Origin of the sequence: Pseudomonas sp. S60 (assembly GCF_016647865.1) — a bacterium.
GTDB classification, from domain to species: Bacteria; Pseudomonadota; Gammaproteobacteria; order Pseudomonadales; family Pseudomonadaceae; genus Aquipseudomonas; species Aquipseudomonas parafulva.
Map to the genome: position 1 here is coordinate 20,514 of NZ_JACVVH010000036.1, position 20,140 is coordinate 40,653.

Here is a 20,140-nt window from a genome sequence, read left to right on the forward strand (position 1 = left end):
CTTCATCAGGTAGATGGGCACTAGGATGCGCAAGCAGGCGCCGGGAGGCAAGTTTTATCTGGATGGATGTACAGGTTTTTGTGAAGGTTTGTGTGCGGTCAACGCGGTATGCGCTCGCTCGATACCCCTTGGTAGGCGCGAGCGCACCGCGTGACAGGGCCGCAGGGCGGCCCTGCGTGTCAGCCTTGGGCGTCGCGCAACATGTCCACGTGCGGAATACCCGCCTCCAGGAACTCCTCACTCACCACGCGAAAGCCCAGCCGTTCGTAAAACGGTGTGGCATGCACCTGGGCACTCAGGCGCTGCGTTTTCAGATCACGGTGCTGCGCTTCGGCGATTACCGCATTCATCAAGGCATCGCCCACCTTCAAGCCCCGCCAGTCCTTGAGCACCGACACACGGCCGATGGTGCCGTCAGACAGCAGCCTGGCCGTACCGATCGCATAGTCACCTTCAACGGCCAGGAAGTGCACCGCCGTCGGGTCATCGGAGTCCCATTCAAGTTCAGGCGGCACGTGTTGCTCGGCGATGAACACCGCTTCACGGATGCGGCGGATGTCGGCGTTGTCCTTGTGCCAATCGGCGAGGCGCACACGAATTTTATTCATTGGCGAATCCCAGGCTTCCTTGCTTGACCAGTTGCTGCACCAGCATCAGTGCGTCTTCATCCTGCAGCCATTGGCCGAGGTTGTCGATGTGCAGGGCATCGGCTGCGCACACCAGCTTCAGCAATTCGCGCAACTTGCCAGGCAGCGGGCAGCTGCGACCGCTGGCGAACAGCAACAGGTCTTGTTCGAACTCCGACCAGGCCATGCGCGCGCTCGGGTTACGGATCAGGATCGCACCCTGCTCAAGGGCATCGATCAGTTCTTCTTCCGACAGCTCTTCGCCGACGATTTGCTCGGGGTAGCGCGGCTCGGTCATGAACTGGCCGAACCAGGTCAGCAGCAGGTCCTTGTCACCCATATGCTTCTCGAGCAGCGCCTTGAGGCGGTCGAGGGCATCGTGCTGGATCTGGTGAGGGTCGCTGGCGGGCTGCGCGTCAGCGTCGCTGTAGCGCTCTTCGTCCGGCAGGAACTGGCCGAGGAAGTCGGTGAAGTGGGTCAGCACTTCGGCGGCGCTTGGGGCACGGAAGCCGACAGAGTAGGTTAGACAGTCGTCCACCGCCACGCCATAGTGGGCCAGGCGCGGTGGCAGGTAGAGCATGTCACCGGGCTCCAGGGTCCACTCACCGCTCTGCTCGAATTCGGCCAGGATGCGCAGGTCGCTGTGCTCCAGCAGCGCGCTGTCGCTGCTGCACATCTGGCCCACTTTCCAGTTGCGCTGGCCGTGGCCTTGCAGCAGGAACACGTCATAGTTGTCGAAGTGCGGGCCAACGCTGCCGCCTGGGGCCGCGAAGCTGATCATCACGTCATCGATGCGCCAGCTGGGCAGAAAACGGAAGTTTTCCAGCAGCTCGGCCACTTCCGGCACAAACTGGTCCACCGCCTGAACCAGCAGGGTCCAGTCTTTTTCTGGCAGCTCGGCGAAGGTGTCTTCGTTGAACGGGCCGCGACGCAGTTCCCAGGGGTGGGCGCCGTGCTCCAGCACGATCCGCGACTCCACTTCTTCCTCCAGCGCCAGGCCCGCGAGTTCGTCGGGGTCGATCGGGCTGATGAAATCGGGGAACGCCTGGCGCACCAGCAGCGGCTTCTTCTGCCAGTAGTCGCGCATGAATTCACGGGCAGAAATGCCGCCCAGCAGCTGCAGTGGAGTATCAGGATTCATGTTCAACCTATTGAAAAATCGTAATTTTTTTACGGGAATAAAAACGCCCGGCCAGGCCGGGCGTTGGGCGCGACGGTTGCTTTAGACGCGCTTGGCCTGGGCTGCCGCGTTACCGATGTAGGTCGCAGGGGTCAGCTGCTTGAGCTCGGCCTTGGCGTCGGCTGGCATGTCCAGGCCGTCGATGAAGGTCAGCAGTGCATCAGGGGTGATGCCCTTGCCACGGGTCAGCTCCTTGAGCTTCTCGTAGGGGTTCTCGATGTTGAAGCGACGCATGACGGTCTGGATCGGCTCGGCGAGCACTTCCCAGCAGGCGTCGAGGTCGGCCGCGATGCGGGCTTCGTTCACTTCCAGCTTGCCGATGCCTTTCAGGCTGGCTTCGTAGGCGATGACGCTGTGGGCAAAACCCACGCCCAGGTTGCGCAGCACGGTGGAGTCGGTGAGGTCGCGCTGCCAGCGCGAGATCGGCAGCTTGCTGGCCAGGTGCTGGAACAGCGCGTTGGCGATGCCCAGGTTGCCTTCGGAGTTCTCGAAGTCGATCGGGTTGACCTTGTGCGGCATGGTCGATGAGCCGATTTCGCCAGCCACGGTCTTCTGCTTGAAGTAACCCAGCGAAATGTAGCCCCACACATCCCGGTCGAAGTCGATGAGGATGGTGTTGAAGCGGGCAATGGCATCGAACAGTTCGGCGATGTAGTCGTGCGGCTCGATTTGCGTGGTGTAGGGGTTGAACTGCAGGCCCAGCTCGTCTTCGATGAAGGCGCGGGCGTTCTGCTCCCAGTCGACCTGCGAGTAGGCCGACAGGTGGGCATTGTAGTTGCCCACGGCACCGTTGATCTTGCCCAGCAGCGGCACGGCAGCCACCTGGGCGATCTGGCGCTCCAGGCGGTACACGACGTTGGCCAGTTCCTTGCCGAGGGTGGTTGGCGAGGCTGGCTGGCCGTGGGTGCGCGACAGCATCGGCACCTCGGCGTGGGCATGGGCCAGGGCACGGATGGCCTCGGCGATCTGGCGCATCAGCGGCAGCAGCACGTCATCACGGCCAGCGCGCAGCATCAGGGCGTGGGACAGGTTGTTGATGTCCTCGCTGGTGCAGGCGAAGTGGATGAACTCGCTGACTTTGGCCAGTTCTGGCAACTGGGCAGCCTGCTCCTTGAGCAGGTACTCGATAGCCTTGACGTCGTGGTTGGTGGTGCGCTCGATTTCCTTGACGCGTTCGGCGTGTTCAAGCTTGAAATCGGTGGCCAGGCTGTCGAGCACGGCGTTGGCCTCGGCCGAGAACGCCGGCACTTCGCCGATTTGCGGGTGGGCCGCCAGGCGCTGCAACCAGCGCACTTCGACCAGGGCGCGGAAACGGATCAGGCCGAATTCGCTGAAGATGGGGCGCAAGGCCTGGGTTTTGCCGGCGTAACGGCCGTCAACAGGGGAAACCGCAGTGAGCGAAGAAAGCTGCATGGGGTGTTCTCGGACAGTCAGGCTTTTGGAGGGCGCATATCATACATTAAAAGGCAGCCACAATCCACGAAGCTGCAAGCTGCAAGCTGCAAGCTGCAAGCTGCAAGCTGCAAGCTAAAAGCCGCAAGCCGCAAGCCGCAAGCCGCAAGCCGCAAGCGGTAAGCTACAAGCTACAAGCTAAAGGCGAACTGCTTCTACTTGCAGCTTGCAGCTTACCGCTTGAAGCTACCTGAGCATGTCGTAAAGTTCGTTGAGCAGTTTGCGGCGGCTGAAGACCAGTTGCCAGCGGTGGCCGCCCAGCTGGCGCCACAGGCGGGCGGCGCGGATGCCGGCCAGCAGCAGGGCGCGGATTTTCGAGGCGTTGCTGGCCTGCTGCAGGAAACGCATGTCGCCGTGCACCTGAATACGTTGGCGCAAGGTGCTGAGGGTGTCCTGGTACAAGGCTCCACTGGAAGCGATGACGTTTTCATGAACCAGGCCGAAATGGTCGGCCTGGGACTGAATTTGCGGCAAGCGGTTGCCGATGGTGTCCAACAAGTCACCGCGCTTGTTCAGCTGGCGCTCCAGGCCCAGCATCGACAGGGCATAACGCAGGGGTTCGCGCTGCAGGCTGCTGGGGTCGCGCTCCAGGGCGCCTACCAGTGCACGGTAGCCGTCGCGCAGGTTGAGGTCGTCGCCACCGAACACCTCCAGGGTGTCCTTGGGGTCACGCACCAGCAGGCTACCCAGCATGCAGCCGATGTTGGCCTCGCTGGCCTGGCCGGTACGGGCAATGCGGTCGACCAGCACCGCAGCCTGGAACACCCCGCCCAGCGCTACCAGTTGCTCCTGCAGGTTGGTCATGAGCGCGGGCTCCAGGGCTCTGCGGTTTCGATGACGCCACCACCCAGGCACACCTCGCCGTCGTAGAACACTACCGACTGGCCAGGGGTAACGGCCCGTTGCGGCTCGTCGAACACGGCGCGGTAGCCACTGGCGGTGCGCTCCAGGGTGCAGGGCTGGTCGCTCTGGCGGTAGCGCACCTTGGCGGTGAGGTTGCGTGGGCCGGTGAGGTCAACCGGGTTGACCCAGAAAATCTCCGAGGCGAGCAGGGCGCGGGAGAACAGCCAGGGGTGTTCGTTGCCTTGGCCGACCACCAGCACGTTGCGCTCCAGGTCCTTGTGCAGCACGTACCACGGCTCGTCACCGGCGTCTTTCAGGCCGCCGATACCCAGGCCCTGGCGCTGGCCGATGGTGTGGTACATCAGGCCGTGGTGGCGGCCAATCACTTCACCGTCCGTGGTTTCGATGTCGCCTGGTTGCGCCGGCAGGTACTGCTTGAGGAAGTCGCTGAAGCGGCGCTCGCCAATGAAGCAGATGCCCGTGGAGTCTTTCTTCTTGGCGGTAGCCAGGCCATGTTTCTCGGCGATGGCACGCACCTCGGGCTTTTCCAGCTCACCCACCGGGAACAGGGTGCGGGCGATTTCCTTGCCGCCCACGGCATGCAGGAAGTAGCTCTGGTCCTTGTTCGGGTCCAGGCCCTTGAGCAGCTCGGTGACAGCGCCGGTGTCGCGGCGGCGTACATAGTGGCCGGTGGCGATCAGGTCGGCACCCAGCGACAGGGCGTAATCGAGGAACGCCTTGAACTTGATCTCGCGGTTGCAGAGGATGTCGGGGTTGGGCGTGCGGCCAGCCTTGTACTCTTCGAGGAAGTGCTCGAACACATGGTCCCAGTACTCGGCGGCAAAGTTGGCCGTGTGCAGCTTTATGCCAATGCGGTCGCACACGGCCTGGGCGTCTGCCAGGTCTTCGCGGGCGGTGCAGTATTCGGTGCCATCGTCCTCTTCCCAGTTTTTCATGAACAGCCCTTCTACCTGGTAGCCCTGCTCGATGAGCAGAAGGGCGGAGACGGAAGAGTCCACGCCGCCGGACATGCCGACGATGACGCGGGTCTTGGCGGGGTCTTTAAGTACTGGGCTGGTCATGGTTACCGGTGTGTATCAAGGGGGAAAAACGCCGATTCTATCAAACCCGCAGCGGCGCGTCAGTCGCGCAGCAGGGCAAGGCTGTGCAAGGGGCCGGCCAGGTAGTCGTCCAGGCAGCGCGGTACCAGTTCGCTGCGCCAGCGCGCCGGGTCGGCCAGCAGCTCGTCGCGGGTCAGCCACAGCGCACGGGTAATGTCGCTGTCCAAGGCCAGGTGGGAATGATGGCGCACGGGGCGTGCGGCAAAGCAGATGCGCTGGTAGGTCACGCCGTTGCTGGGTGCGGTGTACAGGTAGATACCCACCAGGCCGGTTAACTCGACCTCCCAGGCGGTTTCTTCCAGGGTTTCACGCAAGGCGGCCTGGGCCAGGCTTTCATCAGGTTCCAGGTGGCCAGCAGGTTGGTTGAATACGGCTTTGCCGGCCTTGAATTCCTCGACAAAGAGAAATTTGCCGTCTTGCTCAATTACGGTGGCGACGGTGATATGGGGTTGCCAGGACACGATCAATACTCCTTAGGAGCTGCAAGCTGCAAGCTGCAAGCTGCAAGCTGCAAGTTGCAAGACAAGGCGTGCGCGGACTGCTTTTACTTGTAGCTTGCAGCTTCAAGCTTGCAGCTTCAAGCTTGCAGCTTAAAAAAAACCCCGGTGCGTGGCCGGGGTTTTTGCTGTTACTTCAAGCCAAGCTTACAGGGCTGCAATAGCGCTGTTCAGGGTCTGGCTCGGGCGCATCACCTTGGCGGTCAGCTCGGCATCCGGGGCGTAGTAGCCACCGATGTCGACTGGCTTGCCTTGCACCGCATTCAGTTCGGCAACGATGGCCTCTTCGTTATCACCCAGGGCCTTGGCCAGTGGCGCGAAGCGAGCCTGCAAGGCGGCGTCGTCGTTCTGTGCGGCCAGTGCCTGGGCCCAGTACAGGGTCAGGTAGAAGTGGCTGCCGCGGTTGTCGATACCGCCGACCTTGCGCGAAGGCGACTTGTTGGTGTCGAGGAACTTGCCAGTGGCCTGGTCCAGAGTGCTGGCCAGCACTTTTGCACGTGGGTTGTCGTAGGTGTTGCCCAGGTGCTCCAGCGATGCGGCCAGGGCCAGGAATTCACCCAGCGAGTCCCAGCGCAGGAAGTTCTCTTCCACCAGTTGCTGCACGTGCTTGGGTGCCGAGCCGCCAGCGCCGGTTTCGAACAGGCCACCGCCGCTCATCAGCGGGACAATGGACAGCATCTTGGCGCTGGTGCCCAGTTCCATGATCGGGAACAGGTCGGTGAGGTAGTCGCGCAGCACGTTGCCGGTCACCGAGATGGTGTCCTTGCCTTCGCGGATGCGGGCCAGGGAGAACTTGATGGCCTCTACCGGGGCCAGGATACGGATGTCCAGGCCGGAGGTGTCGTGGTCTTTCAGGTACTTCTGCACCTTCTCGATCATGACGCCGTCGTGGGCGCGGGCCGGGTCCAGCCAGAACACCGCAGGGGTGTTGCTCAGGCGGGCACGGTTGACGGCCAGCTTGACCCAGTCCTGGATCGGCGCGTCTTTCACCTGGCACATACGGAAGATGTCACCGGCTTCGACGTTCTGCTCCAGCACCACGGTGCCTTTGCTGTCGACCACCCGTACCACGCCGTCGGCCTGGATCTGGAAGGTCTTGTCGTGGGAGCCGTACTCTTCGGCTTTCTGCGCCATCAGGCCAACGTTCGGTACGCTGCCCATGGTGGTCGGGTCGAAGGCGCCGTTGGCCTTGCAGTCTTCGATGGTGGCCTGGTAAATGCCGGCGTAGCAGCGGTCCGGGATAACAGCCTTGGCGTCTTGCAGCTCACCTGCGGTGTTCCACATCTTGCCCGAGTCACGGATCATGGCCGGCATCGAGGCGTCGACGATCACGTCGCTTGGCACGTGCAGGTTGGTGATGCCCTTGTCGGAGTTGACCATGGCCAGGGCCGGGCGCTGGGCATACAGGGCCTGGATGTCGGCTTCGATCTCGGCCTGCTTGTCGGCTGGCAGGTCCTTGATGCGGGCGTACAGATCGCCGATGCCGTTGTTGGCGTTGAAGCCAACTTCGGCCAGCGCTGCGGCATGCTTGGCCAGCACGTCGTTGTAGAACTCTTCGACGATCACGCCGAACATGATCGGGTCGGACACCTTCATCATGGTGGCTTTCAGGTGCACCGACAGCAGCACGCCAGACGCCTTGGCATCGGCGATCTGCTCGGCGATGAAGGCTTTCAGGGCCTTGCGGCTCATGGTGGCGCAGTCGATGACTTCAGCTGCCTTGACGGCGGTTTTTTCTTTCAGGACGGTGGTGGTGCCATCCTTGCCGACCAGCTCGATGCGCAGGCTGTCGTCAGCTTCGATCAGGGCGGCCTTTTCGCTGCCGTAGAAGTCGCCTTGGGTCATGTGAGCCACGTGCGACTTGGAGTCGGCAGCCCAGGCGCCCATCTTGTGCGGGTGCTTGCGTGCGTAGTTCTTGACCGACAGCGGGGCGCGGCGGTCGGAGTTACCTTCGCGCAGTACCGGGTTTACGGCCGAACCCTTGATGCGGTCGTAGCGGGCGCGGGATTCTTTCTCTTGCGCGGTGGCCGGCTCGTCAGCGTAGTCAGGGATGTTGTAGCCCTTGGCTTGCAGTTCCTTGATCGCGGCCTTGAGCTGCGGTACCGAGGCGCTGATGTTCGGCAGCTTGATGATGTTGGCTTCAGGGGTGGTAGCCAGCTGGCCCAGTTCCGCCAGGTGATCGCCTACTTGCTTCTCTGCGCCCAGTTGCTCCGGGAAGGCGGCGAGGATGCGACCGGCCAGGGAGATATCGCGGGTTTCGACGGCGATGTCAGCGCAAGCGGTGAAGGCTTCGATGATCGGCAGCAGCGAGTAGGTGGCGAGGGCGGGGGCTTCGTCGGTGAAGGTATAGATGATCTTGGAACGGGTGGGCATGCGGGTTAACTCTCTATGTGCTGAGCGTGCTCGAGTCTCGTGCTGCGCAAGGTAGGCGCATCGCCCTGGCAGCGCCATGAGCGGAAAGTCGAGAGGCTGCGAGCGGTGATGGTGGATGCATCAGTCGAGCGTCAAGTGCCGAGCTGCGGTAACAACCCGGGCTTCGTGGCCTTCGATGGCCAAGGGCGGTCCGCATTTTTCCAAGGGATCGCCCCGATGACCCTACGGTCGCGGGGCAGTATATCAAACCAATCGGACTAATCAGCAAGGCCAGGTGATATCAGCCCATTTATAAGACGAAAGACGTAGCGGCAATGTGGCCGGTTGTCGCAGCTGGCGGGGCGGCCGAGACTAGGGATTTTGTAACTTGCTGCTTCTAACTTGCAGGGTGTGAAAGCTGGATTAGGCTGTGTGGATCGCATGATGTCCAACCCACACCCGACCGCGGAGTAGTGCAAGCATGGGATACCAGAAAATCAAGGTGCCAGCCGATGGCGCCAAGATCACCGTCAATGCCGACCATTCGCTCAATGTGCCTGACAACCCCATCATCCCCTACATCGAAGGGGACGGCATCGGCATCGATGTTTCGCCGGTCATGATCAAGGTGGTCGATGCTGCGGTGCACAAGGCCTACGGCGGCAAGCGCAAGATCGCCTGGATGGAGGTGTACGCCGGCGAGAAGGCCACGCAGGTCTATGACCAGGACACCTGGCTGCCTCAGGAAACCCTGGATGCTGTGCGCGACTACGTGGTGTCCATCAAGGGGCCGCTGACCACGCCGGTGGGGGGAGGCATCCGTTCGCTGAACGTGGCGCTGCGCCAGCAGCTTGACCTGTACGTCTGCCTGCGCCCGGTACTGTGGTTCCAGGGGGTGCCCAGCCCGGTCAAGAAGCCGGGCGACGTGGACATGGTGATCTTCCGCGAGAACTCCGAGGACATCTATGCCGGCATCGAATGGAAGGCGGGCTCCCCTGAAGCCGACAAGGTGATCAAGTTCCTGAAAGAAGAGATGGGGGTCACCAAGATCCGCTTCGACCAGGACTGCGGCATCGGCATCAAGCCGGTGTCGCGCGAGGGCACTAAGCGCCTGGTGCGCAAGGCCTTGCAATACGTGGTGGACAACGACCGCGAATCGCTGACATTGGTGCACAAGGGCAACATCATGAAGTTCACCGAGGGCGCTTTCAAAGACTGGGGCTACGAGGTGGCGCGGGACGAGTTTGGCGCCGAACTGCTCGATGGCGGCCCGTGGATGCGCTTCAAGAACCCGAAGTCCGGCCGCGAGGTCATCGTCAAGGACGCCATCGCCGATGCCATGCTGCAGCAGATCCTGCTGCGCCCGGCCGAATACGATGTGATCGCCACCCTCAACCTCAACGGTGACTACCTGTCCGATGCGCTGGCCGCCGAGGTCGGGGGTATCGGCATCGCGCCAGGCGCCAACCTGTCCGATACGGTCGCCATGTTCGAGGCCACCCACGGCACGGCGCCCAAATATGCGGGGCAGGACAAGGTCAACCCGGGGTCGGTGATTCTGTCTGCAGAAATGATGCTCAGGCACATGGGCTGGACCGAAGCAGCCGACCTGATCATCAAGGGCACCAACGGGGCCATCGCCGCCAAGACGGTGACCTATGATTTCGAAAGGCTGATGGATGGCGCCACCCTGGTGGGCAGCTCAGGCTTTGGCGAGGCAATGATCAAGCACATGTAATGGCACGGCAAACCGGCCGCCGCCTTGCAGGCAAGCGGCCGGTTACTGGCAAGCAAAGGCGCCGAGCCCTGTCAGGCGTCGGCGGTGTTGCTGGCTGCAGTCGTGCTAGCCTGGGCCTGGGTGACAGCGCTCGTGATGTTCACCGCATGTAGCCCCTTGGGCCCCTGGATGATATCGAACGTCACGGCCTGCCCGGCCTTCAGGGTTTTGTATCCGTCCATCTGGATGGCTGAAAAGTGGGCGAAAAGGTCTTCATCCTTGCCATCTTCAAGGACGAACCCATAGCCCTTGGCATTGTTGAACCACTTGACTTTACCGCTTGCCATCCCTATGTCCCTCTGCAAAGGACTCCATCACTGGAGTATCATCCACGTCATCCGCATACGAACCTGCGAAAAAATCGGGTTGACTGCGCGGATCTTTATTGACCACGGTGGGTTCTTATTGGTTGTAACACCGTTTTGCCGATAGTCAAGGTCATGCGGCGGCTGCACCAACGGCCTGCTGCAGGGTCAACCCATAACCTTATCCTGTCGATGTGATGAAATTCTTTCCATGCATGCACACAGCCAGATTCGACTAACATTCAATCAGGATCGCCCTCAATCCAACGAGGACGATGGCGCTGGTCTGGCGGTTCAGGAAGCCAAGCCGATCCTGCAGGCCCCACCGATGTACAAGGTGGTTTTATTCAACGATGACTACACGCCGATGGATTTCGTCGTCGAAGTGCTCGAAACGTTCTTTAATCTGAACCGCGAGCTGGCGACCAAGATCATGCTGACCGTCCATACCGAGGGGCGGGCAGTGTGCGGATTGTTTACCCGCGACATCGCCGAAACAAAGGCCATGCAGGTCAACCAATACGCCAGGGAAAGCCAGCATCCGCTACTCTGTGAAATCGAGAAGGACGGTTAATCGCCGACCACTTGGGTATGAGGTGAAGCTATGTTAAACCGCGAGCTCGAAGTCACCCTCAATCTTGCCTTCAAGGAGGCCCGTTCGAAGCGTCATGAGTTCATGACCGTCGAACATCTGCTGCTGGCACTCCTTGACAATGAGGCTGCCGCGACCGTTCTGCGCGCCTGTGGCGCCAATCTCGACAAGCTCAAGCACGACCTGCAAGAGTTCATCGATTCAACCACGCCGCTGATCCCGGTCAGCGATGAAGACCGTGAAACCCAGCCCACCCTGGGCTTCCAGCGGGTGCTGCAGCGTGCCGTGTTCCACGTGCAAAGCTCCGGCAAGCGCGAAGTCACCGGTGCCAATGTGCTGGTGGCCATTTTCAGTGAACAGGAAAGCCAGGCGGTGTTTCTGCTCAAGCAGCAGAGCGTGGCCCGTATCGACGTGGTCAACTTTATCGCCCATGGCATCTCCAAGGTGCCTGGCCACGGCCCGCATTCCGAGAGCGACCAGGAAATGCAGGACGAGGACGGCGGCGAAACCACATCCTCCAGCAACCCGCTGGATGCCTACGCCAGCAACCTGAACGAGCTGGCCCGTGCCGGGCGCATCGACCCGCTGGTGGGCCGCGAACAGGAAGTGGAGCGCGTGGCGCAGATTCTGGCGCGTCGCCGCAAGAACAACCCGCTGCTGGTGGGTGAGGCGGGGGTGGGCAAAACCGCCATCGCCGAAGGCCTGGCCAAGCGCATCGTTGATGGCCAGGTGCCCGACCTGCTGGCCCAAAGCGTGGTCTACTCCCTGGACCTTGGCGCGTTGTTGGCCGGTACCAAGTACCGCGGCGATTTCGAGAAGCGCTTCAAGGCGCTGCTTGGCGAGCTGCGCAAACGCCCGCAGGCCATTCTGTTCATCGACGAGATTCACACCATCATCGGTGCCGGTGCGGCGTCGGGCGGGGTGATGGATGCCTCCAACCTGCTCAAGCCGCTGCTGTCGTCGGGTGAAATCCGTTGCATCGGCTCTACCACGTTCCAGGAATTCCGCGGCATCTTCGAGAAAGACCGGGCCCTGGCCCGCCGCTTCCAGAAGGTGGATGTGAGCGAGCCGTCGGTGGAAGACACCGTGGGCATCCTGCGTGGCCTGAAAGGCCGCTTCGAGAGCCACCACAACATCGAGTACAGCGATGAGGCGCTGCGCGCCGCTGCGGAACTCGCTTCGCGGTACATCAACGATCGCCACATGCCTGACAAGGCCATTGACGTGATCGACGAAGCGGGTGCTTACCAGCGCCTGCAGCCAGAAGCCAACCGTGTGAAGCGTATCGATGTGCCGCAGGTTGAAGACATCGTTGCCAAGATCGCGCGCATTCCGCCAAAGCATGTCACCAGCTCCGACAAGGAACTGCTGCGTAACCTGGAGCGTGACCTGAAGCTGACCGTGTTTGGCCAGGATGCTGCCATCGACTCGTTGGCTACCGCGATCAAGCTGTCTCGCGCCGGGCTCAAATCGCCCGACAAACCTGTCGGTTCGTTCCTGTTCGCCGGCCCTACCGGCGTGGGCAAGACCGAGGCGGCACGGCAGTTGGCCAAGGCCCTGGGTGTGGAGCTTGTACGCTTCGACATGTCGGAATACATGGAGCGCCACACCGTGTCCCGCCTGATCGGTGCGCCACCCGGGTATGTGGGCTTCGACCAGGGCGGTCTGCTGACCGAAGCCATCACCAAGCAACCTCACTGCGTGTTGCTGCTCGACGAAATCGAGAAGGCCCACCCGGAAGTCTTCAACCTGCTGTTGCAGGTGATGGACCACGGTACCCTCACCGACAACAACGGGCGCAAGGCGGACTTCCGTAACGTGATCCTGATCATGACCACCAACGCCGGGGCAGAAACGGCAGCTCGGGCCTCGATCGGCTTCACTCATCAGGACCATGCGTCCGATGCCATGGAGGTCATCCGCAAAAGCTTCACGCCGGAGTTCCGCAACCGCCTTGACACCATCATCCAGTTTGGCCGCCTGAGCACCGAAACCATCAAGAGCATCGTCGACAAGTTCCTTATCGAGTTGCAGGCTCAGCTGGAGGACAAGCGCGTGCTGTTGGAAGTCAGCGATGCCGCACGCGGCTGGCTGGCGGTATCGGGCTACGACGTGCAGATGGGCGCACGGCCGATGGCGCGGTTGATCCAGGACAAGATCAAGCGGCCGCTGGCCGAGGAGATCCTGTTCGGGGAGCTGGCCGAGCATGGCGGTGTGGTGCATGTCGACTTGCGCGACGGCGAGCTGGTGTTCGACTTCGAGACTACCGCCGAGGTGGCCTAACGGTATTGGGGCCGCCTTGCGGCCCCTCTGTCGCCCACAAAAAAGCCCGGCACATGGCCGGGCTTTTTCATGGCTGGAGCTTAGCGCGCACGGTAGGTGATGCGGCCCTTGCTCAGGTCGTATGGCGTCAGCTCGACGCGAACCTTGTCGCCAGTGAGAATACGGATGTAGTTTTTGCGCATCTTTCCGGAGATGTGCGCGGTTACGACGTGCCCGTTTTCCAACTCCACGCGGAACATGGTGTTGGGCAGGGTGTCGACGACAGTACCTTCCATTTCGAAGCTGTCTTCTTTCGACATGCAGTTGAGCCCTCGGATCCAGTGTTGGCCCGACGCATAACCGCACCGGGCAAAAAAGTGGCGTGGATTATGCCGGAAAACTGTGTTTCAAGCCAATGCTTTCAATTGAGGGTGACCCAGCGCTGGTTTATCAGCAATTCGATGGGCCGGTACTGCGTCTTGTAGTTCATCTTCTTGCAGTTCTTGATCCAGTAACCCAGGTAAACCGCCTCCAGGCCCTGACGCAACGCCTCGCCGATCTGCCACAAAATGGCGAAGCGGCCCAGGCTGCGGCGCTCTTCGTCGGGCTCGTAGAAGGTGTAGACGGCAGACAGCCCGTTGGGCAACAAGTCGCACACCGCCACCGCCAGCAGGCGCCCGCCGGCGCGGAACTCGTAAAACCAGCAAAATGGCAGGTCACGTACCAGAAAGGTGGAAAACTGGTCACGGCTGGGTGGGTACATGTCGCCGTCGGCATGCCGGGCCTCGATGTAGCGCCGGTACAGCTCGAAATATTCTTCTTTGAAGGCGGGGCGTGCTGCGGTCACCGTCATGTCGGTGTTGCGCTTGAGAATGCGCCGTTGCTGGCGGCTGGGGGTGAAGCGTGCAGCCGGGATGCGTGCCGGCACGCAGGCATTGCAGTTCTGGCAATGGGGGCGATAGAGGTGATCGCCGCTGCGACGGAAGCCCATTTCCGACAGATCGGCGTACACGTGCACGTCCATCGGCTGGCTGGGGTCCAGAAACAGGGTGGTGGCCTGCTCGTCTGGCAGGTAGCTGCAGGAGTGGGGTTGAGTGGCATAAAACTTCAACCGCGCCAGCTCTGTCATGATCAACCCCCTCGGTAAGACGTTGCCTTAAGTGTAAGCCAGCTGTAGAAACTCGCCTAGGCGACCCAGTTGGCACTGTTGGGTTGGTCCAGATGGCGGTCGAGGTAGCGGGCGAACTCGGCGCGGCTGATGGCGTGCGCGCCCAGGCTGTGCAGGTGGTTGGTGGGCATCTGGCAGTCGACCAGCACGAAGCCGGCCTCGCGCAAGTGGTTCACCAGGGTTACAAAGCCTACCTTGGAGGCGTTGTCGGCGTGGCTGAACATCGACTCCCCGAAAAACAGCTGGCCCATGGCCAGGCCATACAGGCCACCCACCAGCTCGCCATCCTGGCGTACCTCCACGGAGTGAGCGATGCCGCGGCGATGCAGCTCGCAATACGCAGCGCACATGTTGTCGGTGATCCAGGTGCCGTCGGCATAGCTGCGCGGTGCGGCGCAGGCCGCGATGACGCTGGCAAAGTCCGTGTCGAAGCTGACTTGGTAGCGGCCCTGGCGCATCAGCTTGGCCAAGGAGCGCGACACATGTAGCTGGCCGGGCAGCAGCACCGTGCGTGGGTCGGGCGACCACCACATGATCGGCTGGCCGTCCTGGTACCACGGAAAGCAGCCATGCCGATACGCCTGCACCAGGCGCTCGGGGCTCAGGTCGCCGCCGGCGGCCAGCAGGCCGTTGGGTTCTTGCAGGGCCTTTTCCAGTGGCGGGAAGGTGAGGGCGTCGCGGGTGAGCCAGGTCAGCATGGTCTGCCTAACGGTGGGGGAGGGGAGAGGGGGCAGCATGGCGCGGGTACTTGCCAGGGTCAATGCCGATGGGGCTGATGTGCGGCGGCGCCTCACAACCGAATAGGCAAATTCCCACGCATTCATGAAAGCGTCGGCACCATCTGCCACATTTGCTGTCACACCTGTGCAAAAACACAGCATAAGCCTTTGTCACAGAAGGCAATGCGTGCTCAAATTGCAGCTATTGGAAAGTCGCCCCCGGTCAGACCCCTTATGGCTAAGCGCCATGGCGGCTGGCGGGCAGTAATGTTAAAAGTAGTGATCCGTTGGCCCAGGCCTGCCGGTCACTACTGGACGCGCACCACGCGCAGGAATAGACGCGTTTTGAAGAAATCCACCGCAACCCCAGCTCCCTTGCCTGTGCCCCTGTGGCGGCAGCAGCTGCACTATCGCCTGAAGGAAGGCGCGTTGATCGCTGTCGGCGCCCTGTGCCTGTACCTGTGGATGGCGCTGCTCACCTACGACACCTCGGACCCGGCTTTCAGCCACACGGCCACGGTCGACCAGGTGCAGAATGCCGCCGGGCGTGCCGGGGCGTACTTCGCCGACATCCTGTTCATGGTGCTTGGCTATTTCGCCTACATCTTCCCGCTGCTGCTGGCGCTCAAGACCTGGCAGATCTTCCGTCAGCGTCACCAGCCCTGGGACTGGAGCGGCTGGCTGTTCTCCTGGCGGCTGATCGGCCTGGTGTTCCTGGTGCTGTCGGGCGCGGCCTTGGCGCACATTCATTTCCACCCCCCGGCCAGCATGCCGTTCTCGGCTGGCGGGGCGTTGGGCGAAAGCCTCGGCGAGCTGGCCCGCAACTTCTTGAACGTGCAGGGCAGCACCCTGATGTTCATCGCCCTGTTCCTGTTCGGCCTGACCGTATTTACAGACCTGTCGTGGTTCAAGGTGATGGACCTTACCGGCAAGATCACCCTCGACCTGCTGGAACTGGTGCAAGGCGCCGCGTCGCGCTGGTGGGAGGCGCGCAACGAGCGCAAGCGCCTGGAGGCGCAACTGCGCGATGATGAACCGGTGGTGCCTGCGGCCAAGGCCGCGCCCGTTACGCCGGAAAAACGCGAACCGGCCAAAACACCGTTGCGCGAGCGCCTGTTCAAGCGCGAAGAAGCCCCTGCCCAGGCAGCAGAGCCGCGTGAGCCTACCCTGGGGCGTGAACCTGTATTGGCCCGCGAACCGGTGGTGGAGCGCGAGCCCGTGGTACCGCGCCCGCAGGCAGCCATGCCAACGATCGTGCCGCCTTCCGCCGCCAAGGCGCCCGAGCCCAGCAAGCGGGTGATGAAAGAGAAGCAAACGCCACTGTTCATCGACAGCGCCGTGGAGGGCACCTTGCCGTCCATTTCCATCCTGGACCCGGCCGAACAGAAAAAGATCGAGTATTCGCCTGAATCGTTGGCGGGCGTAGGTCAGTTGCTGGAGATCAAACTCAAGGAGTTCGGCGTCGAAGTGACGGTGGATTCCATCCATCCGGGCCCCGTGATCACCCGCTATGAAATCCAGCCTGCGGCCGGTGTGAAGGTCAGCCGTATCGCCAACCTTGCCAAGGACCTGGCGCGCTCGCTGGCCGTGACCAGCGTGCGCGTAGTGGAAGTGATCCCAGGCAAGACCACCGTCGGTATCGAGATCCCCAACGAAAACCGGCAGATGGTGCGCTTCTCTGAGGTGCTGGCCACGCCGCAGTACGATGACCAGAAGTCCCCAGTGACGCTGGCGCTGGGCCATGACATCGGTGGCAAACCGGTGATCACCGACCTCGCCAAGATGCCCCACCTGCTGGTGGCCGGTACCACCGGCTCCGGTAAGTCGGTGGGTGTGAACGCCATGATTCTGTCGATCCTGTTCAAGTCCAGCCCGGAAGACGCGCGGCTGATCATGATCGACCCGAAAATGCTCGAGCTGTCCATCTACGAAGGCATCCCGCACCTGCTGTGCCCGGTGGTCACCGACATGAAGGACGCCGCCAATGCGCTGCGCTGGAGCGTGGCCGAAATGGAACGCCGCTACAAGCTGATGGCGGCCATGGGCGTGCGTAACCTGGCGGGCTTCAACCGCAAGGTGAAGGACGCCCAGGAAGCGGGTGAAATCATTCACGACCCGCTGTACCGTCGCGAAAGCATGGAGGACGAGCCGCCAGCACTGAAAACCCTGCCCACCATCGTGGTGGTGGTGGACGAGTTTGCCGACATGATGATGATCGTCGGCAAGAAGGTCGAAGAGCTGATCGCCCGGATCGCGCAAAAGGCACGTGCGGCGGGTATCCACCTGATTCTCGCTACCCAGCGCCCGTCGGTGGACGTGATCACCGGCCTGATCAAGGCCAACATCCCGACCCGCATGGCGTTCCAGGTATCGAGCAAGATCGACTCGCGTACCATCATCGACCAGGGCGGTGCCGAGCAGTTGCTGGGCCATGGTGACATGTTGTACATGCCGCCCGGTACCAGCCTGCCTATCCGCGTACACGGCGCGTTCGTGTCCGACGATGAAGTGCACCGCGTGGTGGAAGCGTGGAAGCAGCGCGGCGCCCCGGACTACAACGACGACATCCTCAACGGTGTCGAGGAAGCCGGCAGTGGCTTCGAAGGCGGTGGCGGCGGTGGTGATGGCGACGATTCCGAAAGCGACGCCTTGTACGATGAAGCCGTACAGTTCGTGCTCGAGAGCCGCCGTGCGTCCATCTCGGCCGTGCAGCGCAAGCTCAAGATCGGCTACAACCGCGCTGCCCGCATGATCGAAGCCATGGAGATGGCCGGTGTGGTCACCCCCATGAACAGCAACGGCTCGCGGGAAGTGATTGCCCCAGGCGGCCCGCGCGACTGATGATCACCCTGCCGGTCGCCAACCATGGCGCCCGGCTTATTAACGCTCAATGAGGATTCCCATGCGCGCAATTCGCATGCTGTTGGTTTCTGCCCTTGCCCTGGGCCCTGTTGCAGCCTTTGCCGGCGAGCAAGACGTACAACGCCTGACCCAGTTGCTGGAGAAGTCGCAAACCATCGAGGCCAATTTCTCCCAGCTGACCCTGGATGCCGGTGGCACCAGCCTGCAGGAAACGTCTGGCAAGATGACCGTGAAACGGCCAGGCCTGTTCTACTGGCACACCGATGCGCCCCAGGAGCAGGTGGTGGTGTCAGACGGCATCAACGTCACCCTGTGGGACCCTGACCTGGAACAGGCCACCATCAAGAAGCTCGACGTGCGCCTGAACCAGACCCCGGCGCTGTTGTTGTCCGGTGACGTCTCGAAGATCAGCCAGAGCTTCGACATTACGTCGAAGCAGCAGGGGGACGTGATGGACTTCACCCTCAAGCCCAAAACCAAGGACACCTTGTTCGATTCGCTGCGCGTGTCGTTCCGCAAGGGCCTGATCAACGACATGCAGCTGATCGACAGTGTCGGCCAGCGCACCAACATCCTGTTCAACGGCGTCAAGGCCAACCAGGCAGTGGCCGATAGCCGCTTCAAGTTCGACATCCCCAAAGGCGCGGATGTGATCAAGGAGTAACCAGAGCCCGTCATGGACCTGTTTCGAAGCGAACCTGTCGCCCAGCCCCTCGCGGCGCGCCTGCGCCCGTCCAACCTGGACGAGTACGTGGGCCAGGAGCACCTGCTGGCCCGTGGCAAGCCGCTGCGTGAGGCGCTGGAGCAGGGCGCACTGCATTCGATGATTTTCTGGGGCCCGCCTGGGGTGGGCAAGACCACCCTGGCGCGGCTGTTGGCCCAGTTCTGCGATGCGCATTTCGAAACCGTGTCAGCGGTACTGGCCGGGGTCAAGGAGATCCGCCAGGCGGTGGAGGTGGCCAAGCAGCAGGCCGGGCAATACGGCCGGCGCACCATTCTGTTCGTCGATGAAGTTCACCGCTTCAACAAGTCGCAGCAGGACGCCTTTCTGCCGTTTGTGGAAGACGGCACCCTGCTGTTCATCGGCGCGACCACCGAAAACCCATCGTTCGAACTCAACAACGCCTTGCTTTCACGGGCACGGGTGTACGTGCTCAAGAGCCTGGACGAAGCGGCCCTGCGCAAGCTGGTGAACCGTGCACTGACCGAAGAACGTGGCCTGGGCAAGCGCAACCTGCAAGTTGGCGATGAGGCGTTCAAGATGCTGATGGCCGCTGCCGACGGCGATGGCCGGCGCATGCTCAACTTTCTGGAAAACGCCGCCGACCTGGCCGAAGACGGCAGCGAAATCAATGTAGAACTGCTGCAGAGCCTGCTGGGCGACAGCCGCCGCCGGTTCGACAAGGGTGGCGAAGCGTTCTACGACCAGATTTCGGCGCTGCACAAATCGGTGCGTGGATCTGATCCGAATGCGGCCCTGTACTGGTTCGCGCGCATGCTCGATGGTGGCTGCGACCCGCTGTACATCGCCCGCCGTGTGGTGCGCATGGCCAGCGAAGACATCGGCAACGCCGACCCCCGTGCGCTCAGCCTGTGCCTGGCGGCATGGGACGTGCAGGAGCGCCTAGGTAGCCCGGAGGGCGAGCTCGCCGTCGCCCAGGCCATCACCTACATCGCCTGTGCCCCCAAGAGCAACGCCGTTTACGTCGGCTTCAAGACCGCCCTGCGCGAAGCTGCCGAGCATGGCTCGCTGGAAGTGCCGCTGCACCTTCGCAACGCCCCGACCAAGCTGATGAAGCAGTTGGGCTACGGCGACGAGTACCGTTACGCCCACGACGAGCCAGATGCCTACGCAGCAGGTGAAGACTACTTCCCCGATGCACTTGAGCCGCGCCCTTATTACCAGCCTGTACCCCGCGGCCTTGAATTGAAGATCGGCGAGAAGCTGCGGCACCTGGCCGACCTGGACCGCAACAGCCCCCGCCAGCGGAGAAAACCATGATTGCGTTGATCGCTGCGGTGACGGCGGGTGGCATCGCCGGCACCCTGCTACGCTTTGCCACCGGCAATTGGGTGGTCGCCCACTGGCCACGGCACTTCTATCTGGGTACGCTGGCCGTGAACCTGGTCGGCTGCCTGCTCATCGGTCTTTTGTACGGGCTGTTCTTGCATAAACCCATGGTGCCAGTGGAGCTGCGTGCCGGCCTGATCGTGGGTTTTCTGGGCGGCCTGACCACTTTTTCTTCCTTTTCGCTGGATACCGTGCGCTTGCTGGAAAGCGGGCAGGTACCTCTGGCATTGGGCTATACCGGTATCAGTGTGGTGGGCGGCCTGCTCGCGACCTGGGCCGGGCTGTGCCTTACCCGTTTCTGAACCAACACCTA

18 protein-coding genes are annotated in these 20,140 nt (G+C 62.1%); 7 read left to right on the forward strand and 11 right to left on the reverse strand.

What is annotated here, in order from left to right; translation table 11 throughout:
• Window positions 1-179 precede the first annotated feature (179 nt).
• The 7 genes from IAE33_RS17875 to IAE33_RS17905 all read right to left on the reverse strand — a co-directional run bounded on the left by IAE33_RS17875 (window position 180) and on the right by IAE33_RS17905 (window position 8,092).
• Window positions 180-608: a GNAT family N-acetyltransferase gene (locus tag IAE33_RS17875; protein ID WP_028632333.1), complete on the reverse strand. Its 429-nt coding sequence runs from the start codon at window positions 606-608 to the stop codon at window positions 180-182.
• On the reverse strand, window positions 601-1,767 hold the full coding sequence (locus IAE33_RS17880; protein ID WP_060482933.1) for a ribosomal protein uL16 3-hydroxylase: 1,167 nt from the start codon (window positions 1,765-1,767) through the stop codon (window positions 601-603). Before IAE33_RS17880 ends, IAE33_RS17875 begins: the two co-directional genes overlap by 8 nt.
• 81 nt (window positions 1,768-1,848) lie before the next feature.
• Window positions 1,849-3,219 carry an adenylosuccinate lyase gene (gene purB, locus IAE33_RS17885; RefSeq protein WP_028632335.1) on the reverse strand — a complete coding sequence of 457 codons (1,371 nt, stop codon included), beginning with the start codon at window positions 3,217-3,219 and terminating at the stop codon, window positions 1,849-1,851.
• A 225-nt stretch (window positions 3,220-3,444) separates the two neighbouring features.
• Window positions 3,445-4,062, reverse strand: coding sequence for a high frequency lysogenization protein HflD (hflD, locus tag IAE33_RS17890; protein ID WP_201164494.1), 618 nt, complete (start codon window positions 4,060-4,062; stop codon window positions 3,445-3,447).
• Window positions 4,059-5,183 carry a tRNA 2-thiouridine(34) synthase MnmA gene (gene mnmA, locus IAE33_RS17895; protein ID WP_201164495.1) on the reverse strand — a complete coding sequence of 375 codons (1,125 nt, stop codon included), beginning with the start codon at window positions 5,181-5,183 and terminating at the stop codon, window positions 4,059-4,061. The genes hflD and mnmA overlap by 4 nt, the downstream gene beginning before the upstream one ends.
• Window positions 5,184-5,242: 59 nt before the next feature.
• Entirely contained in the window at window positions 5,243-5,683 is a 441-nt protein-coding gene (locus IAE33_RS17900; protein ID WP_201164496.1) for an NUDIX hydrolase, read from the reverse strand.
• Window positions 5,684-5,866: 183 nt separating this feature from the next.
• On the reverse strand, window positions 5,867-8,092 hold the full coding sequence (locus IAE33_RS17905) for an NADP-dependent isocitrate dehydrogenase (protein ID WP_201164497.1): 2,226 nt from the start codon (window positions 8,090-8,092) through the stop codon (window positions 5,867-5,869).
• A gap of 460 nt (window positions 8,093-8,552) precedes the next feature.
• Here IAE33_RS17905 and icd point away from each other — a divergent pair, with 460 nt between their 5' ends.
• Entirely contained in the window at window positions 8,553-9,809 is a 1,257-nt protein-coding gene (icd, locus tag IAE33_RS17910; RefSeq protein ID WP_028632340.1) for an NADP-dependent isocitrate dehydrogenase, read from the forward strand.
• 71 nt (window positions 9,810-9,880) lie between these two features.
• Here the strand turns inward: icd and cspD are convergent, their stop codons facing one another.
• Window positions 9,881-10,135 carry a cold shock domain-containing protein CspD gene (cspD, locus tag IAE33_RS17915; protein WP_201164498.1) on the reverse strand — a complete coding sequence of 85 codons (255 nt, stop codon included), beginning with the start codon at window positions 10,133-10,135 and terminating at the stop codon, window positions 9,881-9,883.
• A 229-nt stretch (window positions 10,136-10,364) separates the two neighbouring features.
• Between cspD and clpS the strand changes: the two genes are divergently transcribed.
• Together clpS and clpA are read left to right on the forward strand one after the other, a co-directional pair.
• Complete coding sequence (gene clpS / locus IAE33_RS17920; RefSeq protein ID WP_023534830.1) at window positions 10,365-10,727, forward strand: ATP-dependent Clp protease adapter ClpS; 363 nt, start codon at window positions 10,365-10,367, stop codon at window positions 10,725-10,727.
• Window positions 10,728-10,757: 30 nt separating this feature from the next.
• The gene (gene clpA / locus IAE33_RS17925; RefSeq protein ID WP_028632342.1) at window positions 10,758-13,028 is read left to right on the forward strand and encodes an ATP-dependent Clp protease ATP-binding subunit ClpA; all 2,271 of its coding nucleotides are present in this window, start codon (window positions 10,758-10,760) and stop codon (window positions 13,026-13,028) included.
• A gap of 80 nt (window positions 13,029-13,108) precedes the next feature.
• Here clpA and infA read toward each other — a convergent pair whose 3' ends face one another.
• The 3 genes from infA to aat form a co-directional block, all read right to left on the reverse strand.
• A complete protein-coding gene (infA, locus tag IAE33_RS17930) occupies window positions 13,109-13,327 on the reverse strand; it encodes a translation initiation factor IF-1 (RefSeq protein WP_002553999.1) in 219 nt (72 codons plus the stop codon).
• 101 nt (window positions 13,328-13,428) lie between these two features.
• Window positions 13,429-14,136, reverse strand: coding sequence for an arginyltransferase (locus IAE33_RS17935; protein ID WP_201164499.1), 708 nt, complete (start codon window positions 14,134-14,136; stop codon window positions 13,429-13,431).
• Between the two features lie 56 nt (window positions 14,137-14,192).
• On the reverse strand, window positions 14,193-14,873 hold the full coding sequence (aat, locus tag IAE33_RS17940; protein ID WP_201164513.1) for a leucyl/phenylalanyl-tRNA--protein transferase: 681 nt from the start codon (window positions 14,871-14,873) through the stop codon (window positions 14,193-14,195).
• 288 nt (window positions 14,874-15,161) lie between these two features.
• On the opposite strand from aat, the gene IAE33_RS17945 reads away from it, so the two are divergent.
• The 4 genes from IAE33_RS17945 (at window position 15,162) to crcB (ending at window position 20,129) form a co-directional block, all read left to right on the forward strand.
• Window positions 15,162-17,735, forward strand: a complete 2,574-nt coding sequence (locus IAE33_RS17945) for a DNA translocase FtsK (RefSeq protein ID WP_442967388.1) — start codon at window positions 15,162-15,164, stop codon at window positions 17,733-17,735.
• Between the two features lie 61 nt (window positions 17,736-17,796).
• On the forward strand, window positions 17,797-18,420 hold the full coding sequence (gene lolA, locus IAE33_RS17950; protein WP_028632346.1) for an outer membrane lipoprotein chaperone LolA: 624 nt from the start codon (window positions 17,797-17,799) through the stop codon (window positions 18,418-18,420).
• A 12-nt stretch (window positions 18,421-18,432) separates the two neighbouring features.
• Window positions 18,433-19,758 (forward strand): replication-associated recombination protein A, encoded by a 1,326-nt coding sequence (locus IAE33_RS17955; protein ID WP_201164501.1) that lies wholly within the window; start codon window positions 18,433-18,435, stop codon window positions 19,756-19,758.
• Entirely contained in the window at window positions 19,755-20,129 is a 375-nt protein-coding gene (crcB, locus tag IAE33_RS17960) for a fluoride efflux transporter CrcB (protein ID WP_028632348.1), read from the forward strand. The genes IAE33_RS17955 and crcB overlap by 4 nt, the downstream gene beginning before the upstream one ends.
• Window positions 20,130-20,140: the final 11 nt, after the last annotated feature.

Bases quoted from the DNA above. Each gene is read 5' to 3' on its own strand.
- IAE33_RS17875 (WP_028632333.1), bottom strand. From the start codon at position 608: ATGAATAAAATTCGTGTGCGCCTCGCCGATTGGCACAAGGACAACGCC.
- cspD (WP_201164498.1), bottom strand. From the start codon at position 10,135: ATGGCAAGCGGTAAAGTCAAGTGGTTCAACAATGCCAAGGGCTATGGG.
- IAE33_RS17905 (WP_201164497.1), bottom strand. From the start codon at position 8,092: ATGCCCACCCGTTCCAAGATCATCTATACCTTCACCGACGAAGCCCCC.
- hflD (WP_201164494.1), bottom strand. From the start codon at position 4,062: ATGACCAACCTGCAGGAGCAACTGGTAGCGCTGGGCGGGGTGTTCCAG.
- IAE33_RS17945 (WP_442967388.1), top strand. From the start codon at position 15,162: ATGTTAAAAGTAGTGATCCGTTGGCCCAGGCCTGCCGGTCACTACTGG.
- IAE33_RS17955 (WP_201164501.1), top strand. From the start codon at position 18,433: ATGGACCTGTTTCGAAGCGAACCTGTCGCCCAGCCCCTCGCGGCGCGC.
- mnmA (WP_201164495.1), bottom strand. From the start codon at position 5,183: ATGACCAGCCCAGTACTTAAAGACCCCGCCAAGACCCGCGTCATCGTC.
- clpS (WP_023534830.1), top strand. From the start codon at position 10,365: ATGCATGCACACAGCCAGATTCGACTAACATTCAATCAGGATCGCCCT.
- aat (WP_201164513.1), bottom strand. From the start codon at position 14,873: ATGCTGACCTGGCTCACCCGCGACGCCCTCACCTTCCCGCCACTGGAA.
- IAE33_RS17935 (WP_201164499.1), bottom strand. From the start codon at position 14,136: ATGACAGAGCTGGCGCGGTTGAAGTTTTATGCCACTCAACCCCACTCC.
- icd (WP_028632340.1), top strand. From the start codon at position 8,553: ATGGGATACCAGAAAATCAAGGTGCCAGCCGATGGCGCCAAGATCACC.
- crcB (WP_028632348.1), top strand. From the start codon at position 19,755: ATGATTGCGTTGATCGCTGCGGTGACGGCGGGTGGCATCGCCGGCACC.
- lolA (WP_028632346.1), top strand. From the start codon at position 17,797: ATGCGCGCAATTCGCATGCTGTTGGTTTCTGCCCTTGCCCTGGGCCCT.
- infA (WP_002553999.1), bottom strand. From the start codon at position 13,327: ATGTCGAAAGAAGACAGCTTCGAAATGGAAGGTACTGTCGTCGACACC.
- IAE33_RS17880 (WP_060482933.1), bottom strand. From the start codon at position 1,767: ATGAATCCTGATACTCCACTGCAGCTGCTGGGCGGCATTTCTGCCCGT.
- clpA (WP_028632342.1), top strand. From the start codon at position 10,758: ATGTTAAACCGCGAGCTCGAAGTCACCCTCAATCTTGCCTTCAAGGAG.
- purB (WP_028632335.1), bottom strand. From the start codon at position 3,219: ATGCAGCTTTCTTCGCTCACTGCGGTTTCCCCTGTTGACGGCCGTTAC.